22 protein-coding genes, 3 tRNA genes and 1 pseudogene are annotated in these 20,672 nt (G+C 70.3%); 16 read left to right on the top strand and 10 right to left on the bottom strand.

What is annotated here, in order from left to right; translation table 11 throughout:
* The first annotated feature begins 245 nt into the window (after positions 1-245).
* From ACQEXA_RS24220 to ACQEXA_RS24210, 3 genes are all read left to right on the top strand, one after another.
* The gene (locus tag ACQEXA_RS24220; protein ID WP_433130982.1) at positions 246-2,078 is read left to right on the top strand and encodes a heavy-metal-associated domain-containing protein; all 1,833 of its coding nucleotides are present in this window, start codon (positions 246-248) and stop codon (positions 2,076-2,078) included.
* 177 nt (positions 2,079-2,255) lie between these two features.
* Positions 2,256-2,729, top strand: a complete 474-nt coding sequence (locus ACQEXA_RS24215) for an NUDIX domain-containing protein (protein ID WP_432931425.1) — start codon at positions 2,256-2,258, stop codon at positions 2,727-2,729.
* A gap of 129 nt (positions 2,730-2,858) precedes the next feature.
* Entirely contained in the window at positions 2,859-3,071 is a 213-nt protein-coding gene (locus tag ACQEXA_RS24210) for a hypothetical protein (RefSeq protein WP_432931427.1), read from the top strand.
* A 57-nt stretch (positions 3,072-3,128) separates the two neighbouring features.
* On the opposite strand, the gene ACQEXA_RS24205 is transcribed toward ACQEXA_RS24210, so the two are convergent.
* Positions 3,129-3,785: an SDR family oxidoreductase gene (locus ACQEXA_RS24205; protein ID WP_432931429.1), complete on the bottom strand. Its 657-nt coding sequence runs from the start codon at positions 3,783-3,785 to the stop codon at positions 3,129-3,131.
* A 111-nt stretch (positions 3,786-3,896) separates the two neighbouring features.
* A complete protein-coding gene (locus tag ACQEXA_RS24200) occupies positions 3,897-5,141 on the bottom strand; it encodes an amidohydrolase family protein (protein ID WP_433130980.1) in 1,245 nt (414 codons plus the stop codon).
* Between the two features lie 401 nt (positions 5,142-5,542).
* On the opposite strand from ACQEXA_RS24200, the gene ACQEXA_RS24195 reads away from it, so the two are divergent.
* The 6 genes from ACQEXA_RS24195 to ACQEXA_RS24170 all read left to right on the top strand — a co-directional run bounded on the left by ACQEXA_RS24195 (position 5,543) and on the right by ACQEXA_RS24170 (position 8,858).
* A tRNA-Thr gene (locus tag ACQEXA_RS24195) sits at positions 5,543-5,615 on the top strand.
* Between the two features lie 46 nt (positions 5,616-5,661).
* Positions 5,662-5,734 (top strand) — tRNA-Met (locus tag ACQEXA_RS24190).
* Positions 5,735-5,825: 91 nt separating this feature from the next.
* A complete protein-coding gene (rpmG, locus tag ACQEXA_RS24185; RefSeq protein WP_030798911.1) occupies positions 5,826-5,990 on the top strand; it encodes a 50S ribosomal protein L33 in 165 nt (54 codons plus the stop codon).
* Between the two features lie 662 nt (positions 5,991-6,652).
* Positions 6,653-7,108 (top strand): FAS1-like dehydratase domain-containing protein, encoded by a 456-nt coding sequence (locus ACQEXA_RS24180; RefSeq protein WP_432939441.1) that lies wholly within the window; start codon positions 6,653-6,655, stop codon positions 7,106-7,108.
* A 5-nt stretch (positions 7,109-7,113) separates the two neighbouring features.
* The gene (locus tag ACQEXA_RS24175; RefSeq protein WP_432931433.1) at positions 7,114-7,542 is read left to right on the top strand and encodes a MaoC family dehydratase; all 429 of its coding nucleotides are present in this window, start codon (positions 7,114-7,116) and stop codon (positions 7,540-7,542) included.
* A gap of 260 nt (positions 7,543-7,802) precedes the next feature.
* Positions 7,803-8,858 carry a UDP-N-acetylmuramate dehydrogenase gene (locus tag ACQEXA_RS24170; protein ID WP_432931435.1) on the top strand — a complete coding sequence of 352 codons (1,056 nt, stop codon included), beginning with the start codon at positions 7,803-7,805 and terminating at the stop codon, positions 8,856-8,858.
* A gap of 17 nt (positions 8,859-8,875) precedes the next feature.
* Here the strand turns inward: ACQEXA_RS24170 and ACQEXA_RS24165 are convergent, their stop codons facing one another.
* Positions 8,876-9,508, bottom strand: coding sequence for an NAD(P)-dependent oxidoreductase (locus ACQEXA_RS24165; protein ID WP_432931438.1), 633 nt, complete (start codon positions 9,506-9,508; stop codon positions 8,876-8,878).
* 154 nt (positions 9,509-9,662) lie between these two features.
* Between ACQEXA_RS24165 and ACQEXA_RS24160 the strand changes: the two genes are divergently transcribed.
* On the top strand, positions 9,663-10,274 hold the full coding sequence (locus tag ACQEXA_RS24160; protein ID WP_432939443.1) for a TetR/AcrR family transcriptional regulator: 612 nt from the start codon (positions 9,663-9,665) through the stop codon (positions 10,272-10,274).
* Positions 10,275-10,665: 391 nt separating this feature from the next.
* On the opposite strand, the gene ACQEXA_RS24155 is transcribed toward ACQEXA_RS24160, so the two are convergent.
* Together ACQEXA_RS24155 and ACQEXA_RS24150 are read right to left on the bottom strand one after the other, a co-directional pair.
* Positions 10,666-11,736, bottom strand: coding sequence for an adenosine deaminase (locus ACQEXA_RS24155; protein ID WP_432931440.1), 1,071 nt, complete (start codon positions 11,734-11,736; stop codon positions 10,666-10,668).
* 143 nt (positions 11,737-11,879) lie between these two features.
* Positions 11,880-13,106 carry a pyridoxal phosphate-dependent aminotransferase gene (locus ACQEXA_RS24150; RefSeq protein ID WP_360990496.1) on the bottom strand — a complete coding sequence of 409 codons (1,227 nt, stop codon included), beginning with the start codon at positions 13,104-13,106 and terminating at the stop codon, positions 11,880-11,882.
* A 263-nt stretch (positions 13,107-13,369) separates the two neighbouring features.
* Here ACQEXA_RS24150 and ACQEXA_RS24145 point away from each other — a divergent pair.
* The 3 genes from ACQEXA_RS24145 (at position 13,370) to nusG (ending at position 14,728) form a co-directional block, all read left to right on the top strand.
* A tRNA-Trp gene (locus ACQEXA_RS24145) sits at positions 13,370-13,442 on the top strand.
* A 108-nt stretch (positions 13,443-13,550) separates the two neighbouring features.
* Positions 13,551-13,838 (top strand): preprotein translocase subunit SecE, encoded by a 288-nt coding sequence (gene secE, locus ACQEXA_RS24140; protein ID WP_432931442.1) that lies wholly within the window; start codon positions 13,551-13,553, stop codon positions 13,836-13,838.
* Between the two features lie 80 nt (positions 13,839-13,918).
* On the top strand, positions 13,919-14,728 hold the full coding sequence (gene nusG / locus ACQEXA_RS24135) for a transcription termination/antitermination protein NusG (protein ID WP_359396224.1): 810 nt from the start codon (positions 13,919-13,921) through the stop codon (positions 14,726-14,728).
* A gap of 75 nt (positions 14,729-14,803) precedes the next feature.
* Here nusG and ACQEXA_RS24130 read toward each other — a convergent pair whose 3' ends face one another.
* From ACQEXA_RS24130 to ACQEXA_RS24110, 5 genes are read right to left on the bottom strand one after another with little or no spacing between them, the layout of a single operon-like run.
* Complete coding sequence (locus ACQEXA_RS24130) at positions 14,804-16,051, bottom strand: tyrosine-type recombinase/integrase (protein WP_432931444.1); 1,248 nt, start codon at positions 16,049-16,051, stop codon at positions 14,804-14,806.
* Entirely contained in the window at positions 16,051-16,245 is a 195-nt protein-coding gene (locus tag ACQEXA_RS24125; RefSeq protein ID WP_263211546.1) for a helix-turn-helix transcriptional regulator, read from the bottom strand. The genes ACQEXA_RS24130 and ACQEXA_RS24125 overlap by 1 nt, the downstream gene beginning before the upstream one ends.
* Positions 16,242-17,639 carry a replication initiator protein RepSA gene (repSA, locus tag ACQEXA_RS24120; RefSeq protein WP_432939445.1) on the bottom strand — a complete coding sequence of 466 codons (1,398 nt, stop codon included), beginning with the start codon at positions 17,637-17,639 and terminating at the stop codon, positions 16,242-16,244. Before repSA ends, ACQEXA_RS24125 begins: the two co-directional genes overlap by 4 nt.
* Positions 17,640-17,665: 26 nt before the next feature.
* Positions 17,666-17,869 (bottom strand): hypothetical protein, encoded by a 204-nt coding sequence (locus ACQEXA_RS24115; RefSeq protein ID WP_432931446.1) that lies wholly within the window; start codon positions 17,867-17,869, stop codon positions 17,666-17,668.
* Positions 17,866-18,204: a hypothetical protein gene (locus tag ACQEXA_RS24110; RefSeq protein WP_432931448.1), complete on the bottom strand. Its 339-nt coding sequence runs from the start codon at positions 18,202-18,204 to the stop codon at positions 17,866-17,868. The genes ACQEXA_RS24115 and ACQEXA_RS24110 overlap by 4 nt, the downstream gene beginning before the upstream one ends.
* A gap of 185 nt (positions 18,205-18,389) precedes the next feature.
* Between ACQEXA_RS24110 and ACQEXA_RS24105 the strand changes: the two are divergent.
* The 3 genes and pseudogenes from ACQEXA_RS24105 to ACQEXA_RS24095 all read left to right on the top strand — a co-directional run.
* Positions 18,390-18,593 (top strand): annotated as a pseudogene (locus ACQEXA_RS24105) (GntR family transcriptional regulator); the annotation flags it as partial.
* An 18-nt stretch (positions 18,594-18,611) separates the two neighbouring features.
* The gene (locus ACQEXA_RS24100) at positions 18,612-19,127 is read left to right on the top strand and encodes a GntR family transcriptional regulator (RefSeq protein ID WP_432939447.1); all 516 of its coding nucleotides are present in this window, start codon (positions 18,612-18,614) and stop codon (positions 19,125-19,127) included.
* A gap of 434 nt (positions 19,128-19,561) precedes the next feature.
* The gene (locus ACQEXA_RS24095) at positions 19,562-20,314 is read left to right on the top strand and encodes a hypothetical protein (protein ID WP_432931450.1); all 753 of its coding nucleotides are present in this window, start codon (positions 19,562-19,564) and stop codon (positions 20,312-20,314) included.
* Positions 20,315-20,672 lie beyond the last annotated feature (358 nt).

Below are 20,672 nucleotides of genomic sequence, written 5' to 3'. Positions count from 1 at the left end.
GATGCCCGAATCCAAGGGCCGAATCCGAGGGTCGAATCCCGTGGCCGACATCCCCGACTGACGGCGTGTAGGCCGTCCCCCGAAGCCCGCGCTGGTGTCCACGCCGTATGGCTTCCCCTGATCGGGTGTGGGGCGCGCGGTGGTACGGGTACATGTTGGGCGTGGCCGGAAGCGTGGCGTCCGTTCTCGCTCTGCCGGGCCGGATCCCGGCTCGGACAGTGCCCCCGGACCAGGTGCGCACAGCCGTGTCAGCCGTGGCTCGCGCCGGGGGCCGGGGGGCGTGGTTCCTGGTCAGGGCCGTCGGCGGGGCGACGGTCGGAGTGACCAAGGCGGGTCTGCACACCGCCGAGGGCACGGGGCGCATCGTCACGTCGGCAGCCCGGCACGGGGTCTTCAGGGCCATGGGGGCGCCCGCGAGCGCCGCGCGGGTCGGGCATGCGCTGGTCGACCTTCATCCGCGGCGGCACACCCGTAGCGTCTGGACCGGTCACGGGCGTGCGCACATCGAGGTGCGGGGGCTTGCGCACGGCGGTCACCTGCAGGAGCGGTTGGCCAAGGCGGTGACCCGGTCGCTGCGGAGCCTGGAGGGGGTGCGATGGGCCGAGATCAACGCCGTGACCGGTGAGGTACTGCTGGCGTTCGACGAGAGACGCGTGGGCACCGACCGGGTCCTGGACACGATCAGGGCGGCCGAGCAGGCCCATGGCGTGCAGGACGCGGACTTCCCCTGGGCGCAGCCGGTCACCCCGGGCGATGACGTGCCGGTCGCGGCCGTGGCGACCGAGTTGCTGGTCGACTGCGCCGCGGTGTGCGCCGGAGCCGCCCAGCGGATCCTGCGTCTGCCACCGCTGCCCCGGGCCGTGCCCACGCTGGTCGCCGCGCTGGAGCTCGAGCGGGCACTGCGCAGGCCGTTGATGCGGCGGATCGGGCCGCCCCAGACCGATCTGCTGCTGTCGCTGGTCAGCGCCGTCGTCAACGGGCTGTGCGACGGCGTCGCCATGCCGGCCGTCGACGCGGTGAGCCGGATGCTGCTCCTCGGCGAGGTCCGCGCACGGCGCGAGGTGTGGGAGCGACGCGAGAAGGATCTGTGCCCCGGCCCGGACTGTGTACCGCACACCCGGCCGGCCCGGCACCTGCGCGCCAGGTCCCGGCCGTCCGGACCCGTCGGGACATGGGAGGCGCGGCTGGAGGCATTCGCCCCGCTCACCGCCGCCGCCGTGCTGGTCCTGACGCGCAGTCCGGCGCGGGCGGCGAACGCGCTGCTCGCCGCTGTGCCGCGAGCCGCCCGCTACGGGCGGGAGGGCTTCGCGTCGGCGGTCGGACGCGGACTGGCGAAACGCGGTGTCGTACCGCTGGACCCGACCGCACTGCGCCTGCTCGACCGGGTCTCAGCCGTCGTGATCGACTCGGCCGTCCTGGTGAACCACCGGCAGGAACAGCAGGGCGTCCGGATCGATCCGCTGGCCGTGCCGGTGCTGGCCGCGGCACGGGCCACCGGAGCACACGTGGTGCTCACCGACGGCGACCGCATCCGCGCACTGCTCTCCCTCGCCGACCAGGTCGTCGGCAGGGGCGAACGTCTCGCCGACCGAGTGTGCGAGCTCCGGGATCTTGGCGAGGGCGTCCTTGTGGTCTCGGGGACGGACGCCGAGGCGCTGGCCGCCGCGGACATCGCGGTAGGGGTGCCCGGCGCACCGGGCGTCGAGGCGTCCTGGTCGGCGGACCTGGTCTGCGTGGACGGTCTCGCCGACGCCTGGTGCGTCCTGCGCGCGGTGACCGCTGCCCGCACGGTGTCCCGGGGCGCCGTCCAGTTGGCGCTGGCGGGATCCGTGGTGGGGATTCTCTTCGCGGTCGTCGGACGCAGGCGCGGCATGGTCCACGCCCTCACCCCCGTCCACATGGCGAGCCTGCTCGCTCTGATCTGGGCCGTCGTGGCCGCCCGTCGTGTCACCCGCGGCGGGCCCGCGCTCGGTCCTTGGTCATCCGCGATGCACGCGGGCCTGGAAGCGGCGGGCGGCGACGTCGAACAGCCCAGGCCGCCACGCGCCACGTCCTCGAGCCGGCAGCGGTCGCCCTGAGTGCCGTACCGAGTCCGGCACCACGTCCGTACTCCGACGCCGGTACCACTGGCGCGCACCGGGGCGGGACGGCACTGAGCCGCGCAAGAAGGCGGCGGAGGAGCACACTTGTGAGCGGCGGCCCAGTCATGGCCCGTCTTCGCTCGTCTTCGCGTCGTACCATCGGGAGCCCGATCCATGGGTCGTATCGACTATCTGCACGATCCCGAAGCCCCGGCCGCCAACTCCGTCGTCCCCTCGGTCGTGGCCTTCGTGCGGGACCGCGCCGGTCGCGTGCTGATGGTTCAGCGGTCGGACAACGGCCGTTGGGCGCTGCCCGGTGGCGGGCACGACATCGGCGAGTCCATCGGCGACACCGTCGTCCGCGAAGTGCGTGAGGAGACCGGCATCGAGGTGGAGGTCCTCGGACTCTCCGGCATCTACACGGACCCCGGGCACGTGATGCGGTACGACGACGGGGAGGTCCGCCAGCAGTTCAGCATCTGCTTCAGGGCGCGCCCGGTCGGCGGACGGCTCCGCACCAGTTCCGAGACGACCCAGGTCCGCTGGGTCGAACCCACGGACCTCGGCGGATTGGACGTGCACCCCACCATGCGGCTGCGGATCGAACACGCCATGGACGACACCCGGGTGGACCCCTACATCGGCTGACACCTCATCGCCGCAGTCCGCACACTGGCTCCTGCTCGGGCCGGACCGTCGGTTCCGCCGAGTCGTCGCGGCTCTCGTGGAGTCGTCGCGCCTCTGCACCGCATTGCCGCGTTCTCGTACGCTGAGGCCATGTCGTCCCGCCGCAGGAACTGCCCCGAGTGCCGTCGGGAAATCGCCGTCGTCGCGGGGCGGTTCGCGCGGCACGACCCGCCGGGGGCGCGGGAAAGCGGGGGGCTCGTCTCCTGTCCCGGGTCGCGTCGGCTCGCGCAGACCGACGCCGCGCAGCCCGCGCTCGACGGGTACGCCGTACCCGAATTCCCCGGTCATCTCCCTCTCTTCTGAAGGACGCTTCTCAACTCCGCGGTGCCCCGGAGGCTTTGGTCCGGGATCGGACTCCGGTCAGTTGCCCGCCACCGACTTCACCGCCACGGACACCGGGGTCGAACCGCCGATGAGTTCCAGGGTCAGACCCGCCGTCGCCGGTGTGTCGACGAGTTCCGCGAGGACCGTCGCCACGTCGTCGCGCGAGACCGGGCCACGGCCGGTGTGCGCCTCCAGGCGGACGAGACCGGTGCCGGGGTCGTCCGTCAGCGCGCCGGGGCGCAGGATCGTCCAGTCAAGGGACTTGTGGGCGCGTACGTAGGCGTCGGCCTCGCCCTTCGTGCGCAGATACACGTCGAAGACCTCGTCGCCCGGGTGCTCCGGATCCGCGCCCATCGACGAGACCACGACGAGGCGGCGTACTCCGGTGCGTTCCGCGGCGTCCGCGAACTTGATCGCCGCATCCCGGTCCACGGTGTACTTGCGGTCCACTCCGCTGCCGGGGCCCGCGCCCGCCGCGAAGACCGCCGCGTCGGCTCCCCCCAGGTGCGCGGCGATCTCCTCGACCGACGCCGACTCCAGGTCGCACACGATCGGTTCGGCACCCGCCGCCCTCAGATCGTCGGCCTGCTCCGCGCGGCGGATGATCCCCGCGGCCTCTTCTCCGCGCGCGGCGAGCAACCGCTCCAGCCGCAGCGCGATCTGACCATGCCCACCAGCGATGACAATGCGCATGTTTCCGACCGTACGCCGGGAGGGACGCCTTTGCCGCGCGACTTCACCCACGGCTCCGATTCCACCGGCGAACACCGGCCATTCGCGTGCGCCCTCTCGCACGCCCTCCGGTCACGGCTGAGCCCGTCCCTGCCGGGGCAGGTCCAGCGCCACCGCCGCGGAGGTGGAGTACTCGCGTACCGCGCTCGTCCGAGCCACCACGCGCCCCTGGTGCACGACGATGCGGCTGTACGCGAGCGACAGCGCACTCGCCAGCCGGTCACCGCGTACCGCGAGCAGTTCCGCCGGGAAGCCCGCCTCCACGCGCACCTCGGGCAGCCCGAGAGCGGCCCGTGCCGAGGCGCTCACCGTGTCGTAGGCGTCTTCGGGGGACAGCCCGTACCGGGACGCCAGCAGGTACGCGGCCTCCAGCGGGTCCCCGCGCCCCACCGGGTTCGACACGTCCCTGAGCGCTCCGCTGCCGGCCGCGACCCGCACCCCGGCCGACCGCAGCAGCCGTACTGGGGCCGTCCCGCGCCCTTCGACCGCGCCGCAGCCGCCCTGCGGCAGGCAGACCACCGTCACCCCGGCGGCGGCGAGGCGCTCCGCGACACGGGCCGCCGCTGCCGCCGGCAGACGCCCGAGACCGCCGCACGGGCTCAGCGTCACTCCGGACCGCAGGCCTCCCGCGATCGCCGCGAGCCGGGCCAGACGCGCCGGATCACCGGCGTCCGTGTGCACGTCGACCGGGCAGCCGAACTCGGCGGCCAGTTCCAGGACCAGCTCCGCGTACCCCGCCGGATCGGGGTCCGTGTCCGGGCAGCCGCCCACCACCGAGGCGCCCATCTTCATGGCATCGCGCAGCATCGCGAGCCCGTTCGCACCGGCGACCCCGGTCAGCACCCGCGGCATCGCCACCGCCGTGAGCTCGGCGAGTCCGCACAGTGAACGCCGCGTCCTCAGGACCGCCGTGAGTGCGCCGAGACCCTGTGCGTCCCCGATGCACACATGCGAGCGCAGAGCCGTCGCACCGTGCCCGAGCTGGAGCAACGCGGCCTCGGTGGTACGACGCTGGACGTCGTCGGGCTGGAAGGACACCGGTCCGTCGACGTCCGCGGACAGGGCCGTGTCGCCGTGGGCGTGCGGCTCGGCGGGGGCCGGCAGCAGCAGATAGCCGCGCAGGTCGACACGGGTGCCGACCGATGCCGTGGCCAGGCTCCCGGCGGTGCCCACGGCCTCGATGTGCCCGTTCTTCAGCCGCACGTCCACGGTCCGGCCGTCGGTGAGCCGGGCCCCGCACAACAGCAGGGCCGCCGGGCCCGCCGGGGCCGACGGCGAGGACGAGAGGCGGGGCGGCTGCGGTCGGCTGTCGGGCATCGCGTTCCTGTGGTTCGCCGGCGGCTGCGCACCAGGGACAAGATCACGCAGCCGAGGTCGAGCCTAGGGTGGCCACCCGGCCGCAGCGGGGAGGAGCGCAATAGTCGTATCGGTGTGGCCTTCCAGGCCGACGGCCGCGCTACGGCCCTGTATGCGTGCGGAGTCCCGCCGCTGCTGGACTACGGGAAGGCCGACGCTGTCACCCCTGTGGCCGCAGTGGCGGACGGGTTCGCTGCCGCAGCGCGGACGGAAGCGGCCCTCCGGCGGCCGGCCGGGCCGCCGGGCTTGAGGCGGGTGAGGGGCGTGGGGACACCTGCGGTGAAGCCTGGGAACAGGCCGGGCGGGTGCCGCGAAACGGATTTGGGCGAACGGTAGGCGACCGTGTAATGTCTTCATCGCTCGCCCCAATAGCTCAGTCGGCAGAGCGTCTCCATGGTAAGGAGAAGGTCAACGGTTCGATTCCGTTTTGGGGCTCTGATGTGAGAGGTTCCCGCCGCGAGGCGGGGTCCGATCGCATCGAAGCGGTGTAGCTCAGTCGGTAGAGCAAGCGGCTCATAATCGCTGTGTCACCGGTTCAAGTCCGGTCACCGCTACTGACAGTAGCCGATTGTGGGGTCGGTCCTTCGATCGGCTACTCTTTCCTGCGTTTACATATCATCCATCCGTTCGTCAAGGAGCACTCACGTGGCTGCCACCGACGTCCGCCCGAAGATCACGCTGGCCTGCGTGGAGTGCAAGGAGCGGAACTACATCACCAAGAAGAACCGGCGTAACAACCCGGATCGTCTTGAACTGAAGAAGCACTGCCCGCGTTGCAACTCGCACACCGCGCACCGCGAGACGCGATAACGAAGGCTCGTACGCGAGGCCGTCCCCAGCGACCAGGGGGGCGGCCTCGCGGCGTTGAGGGGTGCGCTCGAGGGCCCGGGGGGTCTCGGCGTCGCGGACGGTGAGACACGATCAAGCCTGCCGGTCCACTGCGCGGATCGGTCGGGTTCAGGTCTACTTGTCGGTCGGTCGGTCGGTCGGGCACGCCTGGGCCCACTGCGCCGGATGTCGAGGCGGCGGCCCTCGGTACGTGCGACCCCATCCCCGAGTGGCCGAGTGCGCGACGCCCGCTCCCGGACGGGGCGCGACCGGCCAACTAGTCGATCCGGAAACGGCCGGACGCGACGACCGGATGGGATGACCAGACCGGACGGCCGGGCGGGACGGGCGGCAGGAAGGTGACGGTCCCACCGGTGTGCGGCTCGACCGAGCAAGATGGGTCCGGCCGGCCAGAGGCCGGTCATGTCACACCACACAGACGGATTCGGCCATACCGGCCGATTCAAGACGAAGAATCGGTCACGTCGACCGGAACCGCACTCATCGGCCGCCCCGGCCGACAGCAGAATCGGTCGATGGATCCAGAATCGGTCCCACCGGCCGAACACGGAGCCGACCGTGCAATGGGGCAGCGGCTTCCGGCGAGACCGGATCCGAGGAACTACCAGGAGGTGTCCGAGTCCATGGCGCTCGACCAGTCCTTCGTAGGGCGGTCCTACCCGCCCACCGACCCGTACGAGGTCGGCCGGGAGAAGATCCGCGAGTTCGCGCAGGCGATCGGGGACGCCAACCCGGCCTACACCGACCGGGAGGCCGCCAAGGCGCTCGGCCACCCCGACGTGATCGCCCCGCCGACCTTCGTCTTCGCGATCACCTTCAAGGCCGCGAGCCAGGTCACCGAGGACCCCAAGCTCGGCTTGGACTACAGCCGCGTCGTGCACGGCGACCAGCGGTTCAACTACATCCGCCCGGTCCGGGCCGGCGACCAGCTGAGCGTCACCTCGACCATCGAGTCGATCAAGTCCCTGGCCGGCAACGACGTCCTGGACATCCGCGGTGACGTCCACGACGAGGCAGGCGAGCACGTGGTGACCGCATGGACGAAGCTCGTGGCCCGGGCGCCGGAAGAGGAGGCGTGACGCCGATGACCGCGAAGATCGCTTACGACGCCGTCGAGGTCGGCACCGAACTGCCGGCCCAGTCCTTCCCCGTCACGCGCGCCACCCTCGTGCGGTACGCGGGCGCCTCCGGGGACTTCAACCCGATCCACTGGAACGAGAAGTTCGCCAAGGAGGTGGGCCTGCCGGACGTCATCGCGCACGGCATGTTCACCATGGCCGAGGCGATCCGCGTGGTGACCGACTGGGTCGGCGACCCGGGGGCCGTGGTCGAGTACGGCGTCCGCTTCACCAAGCCCGTCGTGGTCCCCAACGACGACGAGGGCGCCCTGATCGAGGTCAGCGGCAAGGTGGCGGCCAAACTCGACGACCACACCGTCCGCGTCGACCTGACGGCGACCAGCGCCGGCCAGAAGGTGCTGGGCATGTCACGGGCAGTCGTACGGCTGGCCTGACCGAAGAGTTCTGCGGAGTGGCAGTCCCGCCCCCGGGCCGGGGCTGCCACTCCGCCGATCGGGGCGCGTGCGGTACGGGATCGCCACTCCGCCGATCCGGGTCCGATCCCGTACGGGATCGGCGGCCCGCCGCTCCTGGCCCGAAACGCTGGATCACCGTCGCCGGCTCGCTCCGGGTGACGACGTACGGCCCCACCGGTCCCGGCGGGGCCGTACTCGTGGGGTGCGGGGCTGCGGGCGCCGTCTCGTAGTCTTGGCGCGTGCAGGAACTCCATGACGCCCCGCTCGCCCCTCTGACCACCTTCCGGCTGGGCGGTCCCGCGACCCGTCTGCTCACCGCCACCACCGACGCCGAGGTGATCGCTGCCGTCCAGGAGGCCGACGACTCCGGTACGCCGCTTCTGCTGATCGGCGGCGGATCCAACCTGGTCGTCGGTGACAAGGGCTTCGACGGCACCGCGCTGCGCATCGCGACGAAGGGCTTCCGGCTCGACGGTACGGCGCTGGAGCTGGCGGCAGGCGAGGTGTGGAGCGACGCGGTGGCCCGCACCGTGGAGGCCGGGCTCGCCGGTGTGGAGTGCCTCGCCGGAATCCCCGGCTCCGCGGGCGCCACCCCGATCCAGAACGTGGGCGCGTACGGCCAGGAGGTCTCCTCGACGATCACCGAGGTGATCGCGTACGACCGCAGGACGCGCGAGACGGTGACGATCCCGAACGCCGAGTGCGCGTTCTCGTACCGCCACAGCCGCTTCAAGTCGGACCCGGAGCGTTTCGTCGTGCTCCGCGTCCGCTTCGAACTGGAGGACGCGGAGGGACTCTCCGCCCCGATGCGGTACGCCGAGACGGCCCGCGCCCTCGGTGTCGAGCCGGGCGACCGGGTGCCGCTGGCCGCCGCCCGCGAGACCGTCCTGAAGCTGCGCGCAGGAAAAGGCATGGTGCTGGACCCGGAGGACCACGACACCTGGTCGGCGGGCTCCTTCTTCACCAACCCGATCCTCACGGACGAGGAGTTCGCCGCGTTCCTGTCGCGTGTGCAAGAGCGGCTGGGCGCGGAGGTGGCGCCGCCCGCGTACGCGGCGGGGGAGGGCCACACCAAGACCTCGGCCGCCTGGCTGATCGACAAGGCGGGCTTCACCAAGGGATACGGCAGCGGACGCGCCCGAATCTCCACCAAGCACACCCTGGCCCTCACCAACCGCGGGGGCGCCACCACCGAGGACCTCCTCGCCCTGGCCCGCGAGGTCGTCGCCGGTGTTCGCGATGCCTTCGGGATCACGCTGGTCAACGAGCCGGTCACGGTGGGCGTGAGTCTCTGAGCCGCCCGGGGTGGGCGCTAGTAGGCCACGCCCACCCCCTGCTTCACCGTTCCCGGGTCACCGACCATGGTCAGCATCGCGTGAGCGACATCGGCCCGGCCGATGAAGCGGCCCCTGCGCGGGAAGCCGCCGACGACCGTGCGGTACGTGCCGGTGAGCGGCTTGTCCTGCAGGCGCGGCGGGCGGACGACCGTCCAGTCCGTGGCGCTGCGGGCCAGCTCCGCCTCCATCTCCCTCAGGTCGTCGTAGACGTCCTTGAGCAGCGCCGAGATCAGGCGGCGAGCGGCGCGGTCCAGCATTCCGTCGCCCTCGGACTCGGGACCGACCGGGCCGGCGGTGACCACGAGCAGCCGTCGTACCCCCTCCGTCTTCATGGCCCTCAGGACCGTACGGGTGAGCCGGGTGGCGACTCCTGCGTCCTTGCGGCTGCGGGCGCCGAGGCCGGACAGAACGGCGTCCCGGCCGGCGACGGCGGGGCGGACCGCCTCCGGGGCGGTCAGGTCGGCGCGGAACACCTCCAGGTTCGTCCCGGTCACGGTCAGCCGGGCCGGGTCCCGGACCACCGCCGTGACCTCGTGTCCTGCGACCAGCGCCTGCCGGACGATCTCCTGACCGATACCTCCGGTGGCACCGAAAACGGTGAGCTTCATGGGTACTCCAGTACGCCGGGTGAGAAAGGGGCGAGAAAGGGACGGCTAGTGGGTGAGTGTTCACTAACCCACTCCTGCTCTAGGGTGGGTAAGCACTCACCCACCCGTCAAGACCCGGGGAACGTCCATGGAATCCTTGGTGCCCATGCAGCAGATGCAGCCGAAGCCGACCCGTGCCCGCATCCTCGACGCGGCCCACGAACTGATGCACACCGTCGGACTGGCACGGGCCACCACCAAGGAGATCGCCAAGGCGGCCGGCTGCTCCGAGGCGGCGCTGTACAAGTACTTCGCCGGCAAGGAGGAACTGTTCATCGAGGTCCTGCACGAGCGCCTGCCGCGACTCACCCCGCTGCTGCGCAGCCTCGTCGCCGAGCCAGGGCAGCGCACCGTGGAGGAGAACCTCACCGAGATCGTCCGCCAGGCGGCCCTGTTCTACGAGCAGAGCTTTCCGATCGCCGCTTCGCTGTACGCGGAGACACAGCTCAAACGGCGGCACGACGAGGCGATGCGGGAGCTGGGGGCGGGTCCGCACGTGCCCATCGAGGGACTCGACGCCTACCTCAGGGCCGAGCAGGCCGCCGGGCGGGTCCGCGCCGACGCCGACACCTTCGCCGCCGCGTCCCTGCTCCTCGGCGCCTGTGCGCAGCGGGCGTTCGCCTACGACGCGACAGAGACCGGCGCCAGGCCGCCCGTAGACGACTTCGCGCGCCGGCTCGCGCGGACCGTGCTGGGCGGGATCTCCATTGCCGGGGGCCCGGCCTGACGGTGACGCCGTACATGAGACCGCCTCGCTGATCACCCGCACCTGGGGGACCGGCACCGCCGCGCGTCGCACACGATTCCGCCTTGCTGACCACCCCCACGGAGAAGCCCGGCACCGTCCGCGACGTCGCGCACGAAGCCGCCCTGCTGACCGCCGGCGCTGAGGGGACGGCGCACCGTCCGCGACGCCGCGCACGAGGTCACCTGCTGGCCACCTGCAACGGCGGGGGCTGGCCCGTCCTCTTGCCGGGAGCGCGACACGCGCGGACGTCCGGGACGACCCGGAGCGTCATCACGTCCACTCCGCCTGCCCGACGGACGTCGCCGGCCCGCGAGCTGACCCGGTCCGGCACCCGGCACCCGCGCGCGCCGCCCCGGCCTCCCGAGCTGCCTCAGGCCGTACCGGCAGGCCCAGGCCCGATGCGAGTGACCGGGCCGCTCAACCAAGCGTCCACGCCTTCCAGGAGCTTCGCCTTCGTGTCCTGGGGGGCCGCCGAGGCCCGTACCGACTGCCGGGCCAGCTCGGCCAGCTCCTCGTCCGTGAAACCGTGGTGGCGGCGGGCGATCTCGTACTGGGCGGCGAGCCGGGAGCCGAACAGCAGCGGGTCGTCGGCGCCCAGTGCCATCGAGACGCCCGCGTCGAACAGAGTGCGCAGGGGGACGTCCTCGGGCTTCGGGTAGACGCCTAGCGCGACGTTCGACGCCGGACACACCTCGCACGTCACGCCCCTGTCCGCCAGACGCTTCAGCAGACGCGGGTCCTCCGCCGCGCGCACGCCGTGGCCCACCCGGTCCGCATGCAGGTCGTCCAGGCAGTGGCGGACCGACGAGGGGCCGGTCAGTTCGCCGCCGTGCGGAGCGGACAGCAGGCCGCCGTGCCGGGCGATCGCGAACGCCCGGTCGAAGTCCCGGGCCATGCCCCGGCGCTCGTCGTTCGAGAGGCCGAAGCCCACCACACCGCGGTCCTGGAACCGCACCGCGAGCCGCGCCAGCGTGCGCGCGTCCAACGGGTGCTTCATCCGGTTGGCGGCGACCAGGACGCGCATCCCGAGGCCCGTCTCCCGCATCGCGGCGGAGACGGCGTCCAGGATGATCTCCAGCGCGGGGATCAGACCGCCGAGGCGCGGCGCGTACGACGTCGGGTCGACCTGGATCTCCAGCCAGCCCGAGCCGTCCCTGAGGTCCTCCTCCGCCGCTTCCCGTACCAGCCGCTGGATGTCCTCCGGCTGCCTCAGGCAGGAGCGCGCCGCGTCGTACAGCCGCTGGAAACGGAACCAGCCCCGCTCGTCCGTCGCCCGCAGCTTGGGCGGCTCCCCGCTGACCAGCGCCTCGGTCAGGACCTCGGGCAGCCGGACGCCGTATTTGTCGGCGAGCTCCAGCAGGGTGGAGGGCCGCATCGACCCGGTGAAGTGCAGGTGGAGGTGGGCTTTCGGCAGCTCAGAGACATCCCGTACGTGCTCCATCCAAAGATCCTGCCGTACGCCCTCGCCGGACCGGTAGCGCTTTCCTCTTTAGTGCTCTTGCTCGTACGGAAGAACGAGGCGGCCGCCTCCCGGATCCGGGGAGACGGCCGCCTGGGTGACCGGGGGAGCGGGGGAGCGGGACGTCAGTCCCGCGCCTCGCCGAGCAGCTTCTGGAGCCGGCTGACGCCCTCGACCAGGTCCTCGTCACCGAGGGCGTAGGACAGCCGCAGATAGCCGGGGGTGCCGAAGGCTTCGCCCGGAACGACGGCGACCTCGGCCTCGTCCAGGATCAGCGCGGCCAGCTCGACGCTGTTCTGCGGGCGCTTGCCGCGGATCTGCTTGCCGAGCAGCGCCTTCACCGATGGGTACGCGTAGAAGGCGCCCTCGGGCTCGGGGCAGACCACGCCGTCGATCTCGTTGAGCATCCGCACGATGGTCCTGCGGCGCCGGTCGAAGGCCTCGCGCATCTTCGCGACCGCCTCGAGGCCGCCCGAGACGGCGGCCAGCGCCGCCACCTGTGCGACGTTCGACACATTGGACGTCGCGTGCGACTGCAGGTTCGTCGCCGCCTTGATCACGTCCTTCGGGCCGATCATCCAGCCCACGCGCCAGCCCGTCATGGCGTACGTCTTGGCGACGCCGTTGACCACGATGCACTTGTCGCGCAGCTCGGGCAGGAGGGCCGGCAGGGACACGGAGACCGCGTCGCCGTAGACGAGGTGCTCGTAGATCTCGTCCGTCAGCACCCACAGGCCGTGCTCCACGGCCCAGCGGCCGATGGCCTCGGTCTCGGCCTCGGTGTACACCGCGCCGGTCGGGTTGGACGGGGACACGAACAGGAGGACCTTCGTCTTCTCCGTGCGGGCCGCCTCCAGCTGCTCGACGGAGACGCGGTAGCCGGTCGTCTCGTCGGCGACGACGTCCACCGGAACGCCGCCGGCCAGCCGGATCGACTCCGGGTACGTGGTCCAGTAGGGCGCGGGGACGATCACCTCGTCGCCCGGGTCGAGGATCGCGGCGAAGGCCTCGTAGACGGCCTGCTTGCCGCCGTTGGTGACGAGGACCTGGGAGGCGTCCACCTCGTAGCCGGAGTCGCGCAGCGTCTTCGCGGCGATCGCGGCCTTCAGTTCGGGCAGACCGCCCGCCGGGGTGTACCGGTGGTACTTGGGGTTCTTGCAGGCCTCGATGGCCGCCTCGACGATGTTGTCCGGCGTCGGGAAGTCGGGCTCACCTGCGCCGAAGCCGATCACCGGGCGCCCGGCGGCCTTGAGGGCCTTGGCCTTGGCGTCCACGGCGAGGGTGGCGGACTCGGTGATCGCGCCGATTCGGGCGGAGACCCGGCGCTCGGTGGGAGGGGTTGCAGCGCTCATGCGATCCATGGTTTCAGACAGGGAACGCGCCCGGCACGCGGGTTTCACAGACTGAGCCGGACCGGACCGGCAACTGAACATCCGTGCGGATCCGGGGGAGGCTCCGGGTCGATCTTTCACCGGCAAAGCCCGTACGGGCGCTTTCTGTTCGACGCCCGGCCGCGGACCACGTACACTCTCACCTCGTTGGCCTCCAGCGGCAGCGATCTCGCGGGTGCACACCGAGCACCCGGTCGGATGCGGTACGTTGGGGTACACAACAAAGGGTCGTAGCTCAATTGGTAGAGCACTGGTCTCCAAAACCAGCGGTTGGGGGTTCAAGTCCCTCCGGCCCTGCTACACACTCCTACCAGGCAGTGTGCGCACAGTACATTTGTATTGCACTCGCCGTGCGGCTCCACCGGGCGCGGCACGGTCACGACCCGGGAATTCAGGTGAGGACGAGTGACGGACGCCGTGGGCTCCATCGACATGCCTGACGCCCAGGACGAGGTGCAGGAGTCGACGAAGAAGATCCGCAAGGGCGGCAAGCGAGGCAAGAAGGGCCCGCTGAAGCGCCTTGCCATCTTCTATCGCCAGATCGTCGCTGAGCTGCGCAAGGTCGTCTGGCCGTCGCGGAACCAGTTGACGTCGTACACCACCGTGGTGATCTTCTTCGTCGTGATCATGATTGCCCTGGTGACTTTGATTGACTATGGGCTCAGCCACGCCGCCAAGTACGTCTTCGGCTGAGCCGGGAGCGAAGGACGCCGTCGTGCCCGGCGTCCCTTTCGCGTGTTCCACCCCTATGTATCCAGGAAGAAGCAGCCACCGTGTCTGACCCGAACCTGAACGACGCCATCGAGCCGGACGAGTCCGTGGATGACGAGCTCGACATCGTCGAGGGCGCGGACGAGCACGACGAGTTCGAGGCTGCGGACGCCGAGGCGGGCGAGCCGGCCGAGCAGGCCGCCGTGCACGTGGTGGACGAGGACGAGGCCGGTGCGGGCGAGGAGGAGCCGGAGCTCGACCCGGTCGAGAAGCTCCGCGAGGAACTGCGCTCCCTGCCCGGCGAGTGGTACGTGATCCACACGTACGCCGGCTACGAGAACCGCGTGAAGACCAACCTCGAGCAGCGCGCCGTGTCGCTGAACGTCGAGGACTACATCTTCCAGGCCGAGGTGCCGCAGGAAGAGGTTGTCCAGATCAAGAACGGCGACCGCAAGACCATCCGTCAGAACAAGCTCCCGGGCTACGTCCTGGTGCGCATGGACCTGACGAACGAGTCCTGGGGTGTCGTCCGCAACACTCCGGGTGTCACGGGCTTCGTGGGCAACGCCTACGACCCCTACCCGCTGACCCTGGACGAGATCGTCAAGATGCTCGCCCCGGAGGCCGAGGAGAAGGCCGCCCGCGAGGCCGCCGAGGCCGAGGGCAAGCCGGTTCCGCAGCGCAAGGTCGAGGTCCAGGTGCTGGACTTCGAGGTCGGCGACTCGGTCACCGTCACCGACGGCCCGTTCGCCACGCTGCAGGCGACCATCAATGAGATCAACGCCGACTCCAAGAAGGTCAAGGGCCTGGTGGAGATCTTCGGCCGCGAGACCCCGGTCGAGCTGAGCTTCGACCAGATCCAGAAGAACTAGTTAAACGATCATACGAGAGAGCCCCTGACCAGCGGTTTCCCGTTGGGCAGGGGCTCTCTCGTGTGCAGGGGGCCGTCACTGGGCCGTGGGCCGCCTCCGGGCCTTTCGGTAGACCGCATCCACGGCCTTGCGGGTACGGGTCTCGCTGGTAGGCATCAGATGCGTGTACGTCCGGAGGGTGAACCCAGCGTCGCCGTGCCCCAGGTAGGTGCTCACGGCCTTGATGCTCTCCCCGGCGTCCAGGAGGACCGAGGCGTAGAAATGCCTCAGGGCGTGCATGCCATCCTCGCGGGCTTCCTTGTACCGCTCACCAGGGCCAGGAACCGGAATCACGCCAGCTGCGGCCAGAGCACGCTTCCAGACGTGAGCGTTGAAGTCGTTCCGGCGAAGCGCCGAGCCGTCCTGAGTGGTGAAGTACAGGAGCTTGGTCACCAGCGGACCGTCCGAGCGCAGCCAGGGCAAAGTGACCTCAACCGGCGGGAAGGCGGTCATGTGAGTCGCGAGCACGGCCGCCACCGAGTCGGGGATAGGTACGTCACGCAGCTTGTTGTTCTTGGGTAGCGCGAAGATCAAGTGGCCGTTCACGAGTTTCACCTGTTGGGTGACGTGCAGCACACCGGCCAGTGGATCCACGTCATCCAAGGCGAGCCCGAAGATCTCGCCTTGGCGGAGACCGCAGCCTGCCCCGACATCGACCATGGCCCGGAGCCGATCAGGCATCCCGGCTCGAACCGCGAAGACTCGATCAGGTGACCAGGGTGTGATCCGTCCAGGGGATGGCTTGGGCGGCCGGACGGAGCCAGCGCGACACGGATTGCGGGCGAGGTAGCCGTCATCCACGGCGGCCGACAGCACCGCCGAGACATTCGCGAAGATCGCACGCCGGTACGAGCTGGCGGCCCCGGTGTCGTCCAGGAGCCGAGCCCAAGCGCGGATGTTCGAGGGCTGAAAGGCGGCCAGCGGCCGACTGCCCAGGTGCGGAAAGGCGTGGAGCCGTAACCGACTTTCGACCGCGACGCGGGTAGCCGCATCGGTCGTCTGGGAGGCCAACCAGTCTTCGGCGTACTTCCTGAAAGTGATCTTTCCGGCAGTCGGGTCGATGTAGTGGCCACGCGACATGTCGGCTTCGATGTTGGTCAGCCACCGCTCAGCCTCGCGCTTCTTGCGGTCCGGGAAGCTCTTGGACTTCTCGGTGCCGTCCGGCGCGACGTACCGGGCCCGGTAGCGGAGGCCGACACCGTAACGGTCGGTCTTGACCTTGCGGGTCGCGCCATCCGGACCAGTCTCGATCTTGTACCAGCGGTCTTGGACGTGTCCGGCCATCAGGCGGCCCCTTCCATCAGGGACTCGACCCAGGCGCGCACGTCCTCGGGGTCGAAGCGGAGGTGACGGCCGACGCGGAAGCCACGCGGCCCGGTGCCCTTGCGACGCCATTGGTAGACCGTGTCCACGCTGGGCAGGCGGAGCATGACCACCAGGTCTTCCGGGGTCAGGTACTGGTCTGGCAGGCGCCTCATGCGCACACCTCCCAGTCGTCCGGCTCAGGCCAGTCGGACAGGGCTTCGCGGGCGGTCTCCCGATTGAGCCGGAGCTCCCGGGCGATCGACTGAGCGAGCCAGGATTCGCCGGGGGTGTGGCCATGTCCGGCGTAGGTCCAGTGGGCGAGGATCAGCGTGGAGCCCTCCGTTTCGTCGAGGTCTTCGGGTAGGCCGCGTTCCCGGCGTTCTTGCCGGGCGCGGTAGTCGGCGCGCACCTGGCGGAGGGCGCCGAGTGTGGTGGAGTAGCGGCGGCTCTTGGTGGAGAAGTGGCCGCGGAAGCCGAGCATGTGAGCCCAGCGCGCCAATAGTCGATCCGGGTACGCCTCGGCCAGCACCCAGCAGGCCTCGATCAGGCGCCGGGTGTGGTCGGGCAAGGACAGCTTGTCGAGCTCCGAGAGCTCCCCGATCCGGCGGTCGACGGTGCCAGTCGTCTCGGCCGCCTTGGTGGCGTACTTCGCCACGTAGGAGGCCACGGCCTGTTCCGTCAGCTCCTCATGGCCAAGAGCCCCGATGGGCTGTACGTCGACCTGGGTGCCCCAGCGCAAGACGCGCGCGGCGAAAGCGCCGGCGGGAGGCACGGTCACCGCGACCCGAGCAGCGGCGGCGCGGATCGAGCTGTCCAGGACCGCGACCGTGGCCCAGGCCGGCGGGGACGTGCCGGGCCCGTCCGGTCCGTCCAGGCGCACCACGGCGTGGAAGTGCACAGCCCCGCGCTTTTGGAACTCGGCGACCTTGCCGAAGGAGACCCGGCACACCTCTTTCAGCGCGGTCTGGGTGAGGCCCGCGCGAGCGGCGATCTCCCTGCGGAGGTAGATGGTGAAGCGCCGCCACAGGTCCCCGGCGTGGTTGTTCCACAGCACCGCCCCGGCGTAGTCGTACGTCTCCGGGTCGAGTGCTGTGCCCAGCGCGGGGTCATCGTCGGTGTGCTGGGCACCGCACCGGCAGCGGCCGGAGTCGGGGCGGTTGTGGACGGGTCCGAACGAGGGCGCGGTGAGGGTAGCGAAGACCCGGGGGTGATCCCGGACCGTGGCAGGCACGTCCTTGCGTTCGTCGCCGGTGATCCCGGCGCGGATCAGGTGGTAGGTGTCGCCCGCGTAGGTCCAGGCGCACGAGGGACAGCGGGAGGCGCGCCGGTTGCCGCAGGCGACGCGGAGCCGTCCGCCCGGCTCGTGCTCGGTGCTGTAGGAGTACAGGACGTCGCCGGTCTTGGCGTCACGGGTGACCGTCTGGCCCACCAGGTGGATCGGGTGGGAGCAGCCGCCCGTGCGGCGCACCTGCTCCTGCCAGCGGTCGAAGCCGGGCGCGTTCGCCACCCGGAGGAGATCGGCCAGGGTGAGGGGGTCGGTGCCCAGGGAGGCCGCAGCATCGGCCACGGCCTCCGGGGCGACGGGGAAGACCGTCACGCAGCCACCTCCACCAGGACCACGGGCGAGGCAGCCGACGCGCCGAAGGTGGGATCGGCCGGGCAGATCAGGTCACCGCCATGGGTCAGGACGCTCAGGCCGTCCACGAAGACCCGGACCCAGCCGGGTGCGTGGGCGCGGCAACCGGGGCACGCGGTCGGGCGGTCCAGAAGATCCAGGCAGGAGGGGAAGAGGCTCATGCCGCCACCCCCAGCGGAGCGGGGGACTGGGGCACGAGCGCGGTGAGGTGGGCGACGAAGGCAGCGTGCCGCCTCTTGGCGCCCTCGCTGATCTGGTCCGGAGTGATCGTGCCGGGCATGTACTCATCGAGACCGGAGCCAAGGCAGTAGCCGCAGAAGATCTCCAACGGGGAGTCTTCACCGGCGAAGCCAGCGCCGCCGCACTTGACGCAGTCGCCCCACGGGCGCGAGGTCAGGAAGTACAGGCACTGAGCCGGGTCGGCGCACCGCGTGCTGCCGCAGGCCGGGCAGGCTCGTTGACGCGAGATGCGCACGACTAAGGAAGAAGCGGGCATGATGGGGCTTCCCTTCATGGGAGCCAGGGGCGGCGGATCTTCTTGGCGGTTGAACGCCGCCCCTGGGCAGATGTCGTTGACGCCGGAGCACCCCTGTCGGAGCGAGCGGCACAGCTCTATAGTGTTTTAAAGCACCTGCAGCGTCAAGATGGTGTTCTAAAGTGCTCTAGAAGGGAGCCGTGCGCATGGCCGGGAACTCGCCCGCGCTGCCGCCTTACCGGCGCATTGCGGCGCAGATCAAAGACCAGATCGAGCGTGGCGAGCTGCAGCCCGGAGATCGCATCCCGTCGGTCCGCGAGATCGTGCGCGATGAAGGCGTCTCAGTGGCTACCGCTACACGAGTCGCGTCCGTTCTACGGGCAGAGGGATACGCAGAGACCATCCCAGGGATTGGAACGGTGGCGCGTATGCCGAGCAAGCTCACAACCGGACCTGACCGGCTCCAGTTGCAGCGAACGACAGGCACCGGCTTCAGGCCCGGCGAGCGGGTAGAGATCATCAGTGCCGAGCTGGTGCCCGCAAGCCCCGAGGTGGCCGACGCCCTCGAGGTAGAGGTAGGGACCCGCGTGGTCCAGCGCCGACGCCGGTACCTGGACGAAGACGGGGTAGTTGCCCTGTCCACGTCCTGGCTTCCCGGTGAGTTGGCTGAAGCGGCCCCCGAGCTGGTCTCGACGGGCCCCCTGCCGAAGATGACGTTCGGTCTGATCGAGGACCGGACCGGCCGCCGGGCGGTGAAGCGCCGAGACGCGGTGTCGATCCAGGAGCTCCCGGAGGACGTTGCGCCGCTCCTGGACCTCGATCCCGGCACCCCCGTGCTGAGCATGGCCAACCACTACTGGGACCAACACGGACAGATCACCGAATACGCCCGCGACTTCATGGGGCCAGGGCGTGTCCTTGCAGCGGAGTACGACCTCCAGTAGGCCACCCATCAGCCGGGGTGCTTGATCGCCCAGAGAGCCCGTTACGGGTTTCTCTACCTCATCAAGCACCCGTCGTCGCTTCGCTCCTCCGGGCGGGCGCGGGCGGCCGGCGGCGCCCGCGCTCATGTCTCCGCCCCGCTCGGCACCGCCGGCCGCCCGCTCCCGCCCAAGAGGCAGGCACACAGTGCATGAGGTCAGAACACGTCGTGGCTGGGGCGGTCGGCTCCGCGACTTTAGCCAGCCACTTTGGCGCGAGCCTCGAAGATCATGGCCCCAACGTCGTGCTTTACCGGGCAGGTCCACAGACTGCCCGACGCGCCGGAAGCTTACGGGGCCATGATCACTCGCGCCAAAGCAGCTCCCGGCCAAAGTCGCTGCACCGACCGCGTGGGCATGCCAGGGTTGGGGTCCGCGCTTCTGGCTAGGCTGCGGGCATGATGAAGCATCCTGGCTTCGGCGCGATGCTGGCGTGGTTGCTGGACGATAGAGACCTTGGCGTGCAGGAGTTGGCCGACCGGGCTGAGTTGACCGCAGACGAGATCCGCGCGGTGCTCTCAGGTGAGAGCCCAGGCGAGACGCTGCTCCGAGGGCTTGCGTGCGCATTGGGTTTCCACGCCGTCGATCTGTTCATCCTCGCGGGGTTGGCGGTCCCTGAAGATATGGCGCCGTTGGACGCCACGGCCGCGAATTGGGTGGCGCGCACAGTGACGGATGCAGTGCGTCTCCCCGCGGCGGGACGCTGTGAACTTCTGCGGCTGATCCGCTCACTGCCGCAGGATGAACGGCGATCCAGCTTCGCCCCGAAGCCGCTCATACCCCTCGACGGCGGTCCGGGCGCCTGGATGATCCGCATGCTTCAGTACCGCAACCTGAACTGGATGGGCATGGCGAAGACGCTTGCGTTCGTGACGCCTACATACCTCTCGGCGGCCACGTACGGCGTGATCGGCTCCGGTCGTAAGGAGCTGACCCCGCGCTTGGTGACGGCCTTCGCTGCCGTGCTAGGGATCGACGCCAGCGAACTGGCCGCCCTGACGGGCGTCATTCTGCGTGTGAAGCCGCCCTCTCCGTCCCCGGAGGCCGTGGACACCGCGGCGCTACTGTGGGAGGCGCGACGGCTGTCCGCCGACCAGGCGCGACACGTTTCCGAGCTGGCAGGCTCTCTGCGCGGCATTTCCCGCCCATAGTTCGCATCGAGAGGCACCCCGCGACACCCTCGCTCGGGCCGTCTCTGGGCCGTTCGGTGATGACCAACGTTGACAGACAACACCGACCAGCACCGGCGTCAGTGCAGGTGGAAAAGGGTGGGATGATGCAGGAGGCCAGGTGGCAAACCGGCCGCATCACTTCCAGAAGAACTAGTCGGACTGTCCGACAGGGCCCCTGGCCGGCGATTTCCCGTCGGGCAGGGGCTCTTTCGCGTGCTGGTACCGAGTCCGGGCCGTGCCGCGGTGCTTTCCCGTACGCACACGTCCGACCAAGTCGGAGAGGCTGTCCAGGGCTGCTTCCAGCGGTGGCCGGACGTTGGCCTGACCTGCTCGTTTT

This window comes from Streptomyces sp. CA-106110 (genome assembly GCF_050936285.1).
Lineage (GTDB): Bacteria > Actinomycetota > Actinomycetes > Streptomycetales > Streptomycetaceae > Streptomyces.
Note: the sequence above shows the minus strand (reverse complement) of the source record. Positions and strands in the feature narration are given on the sequence as shown.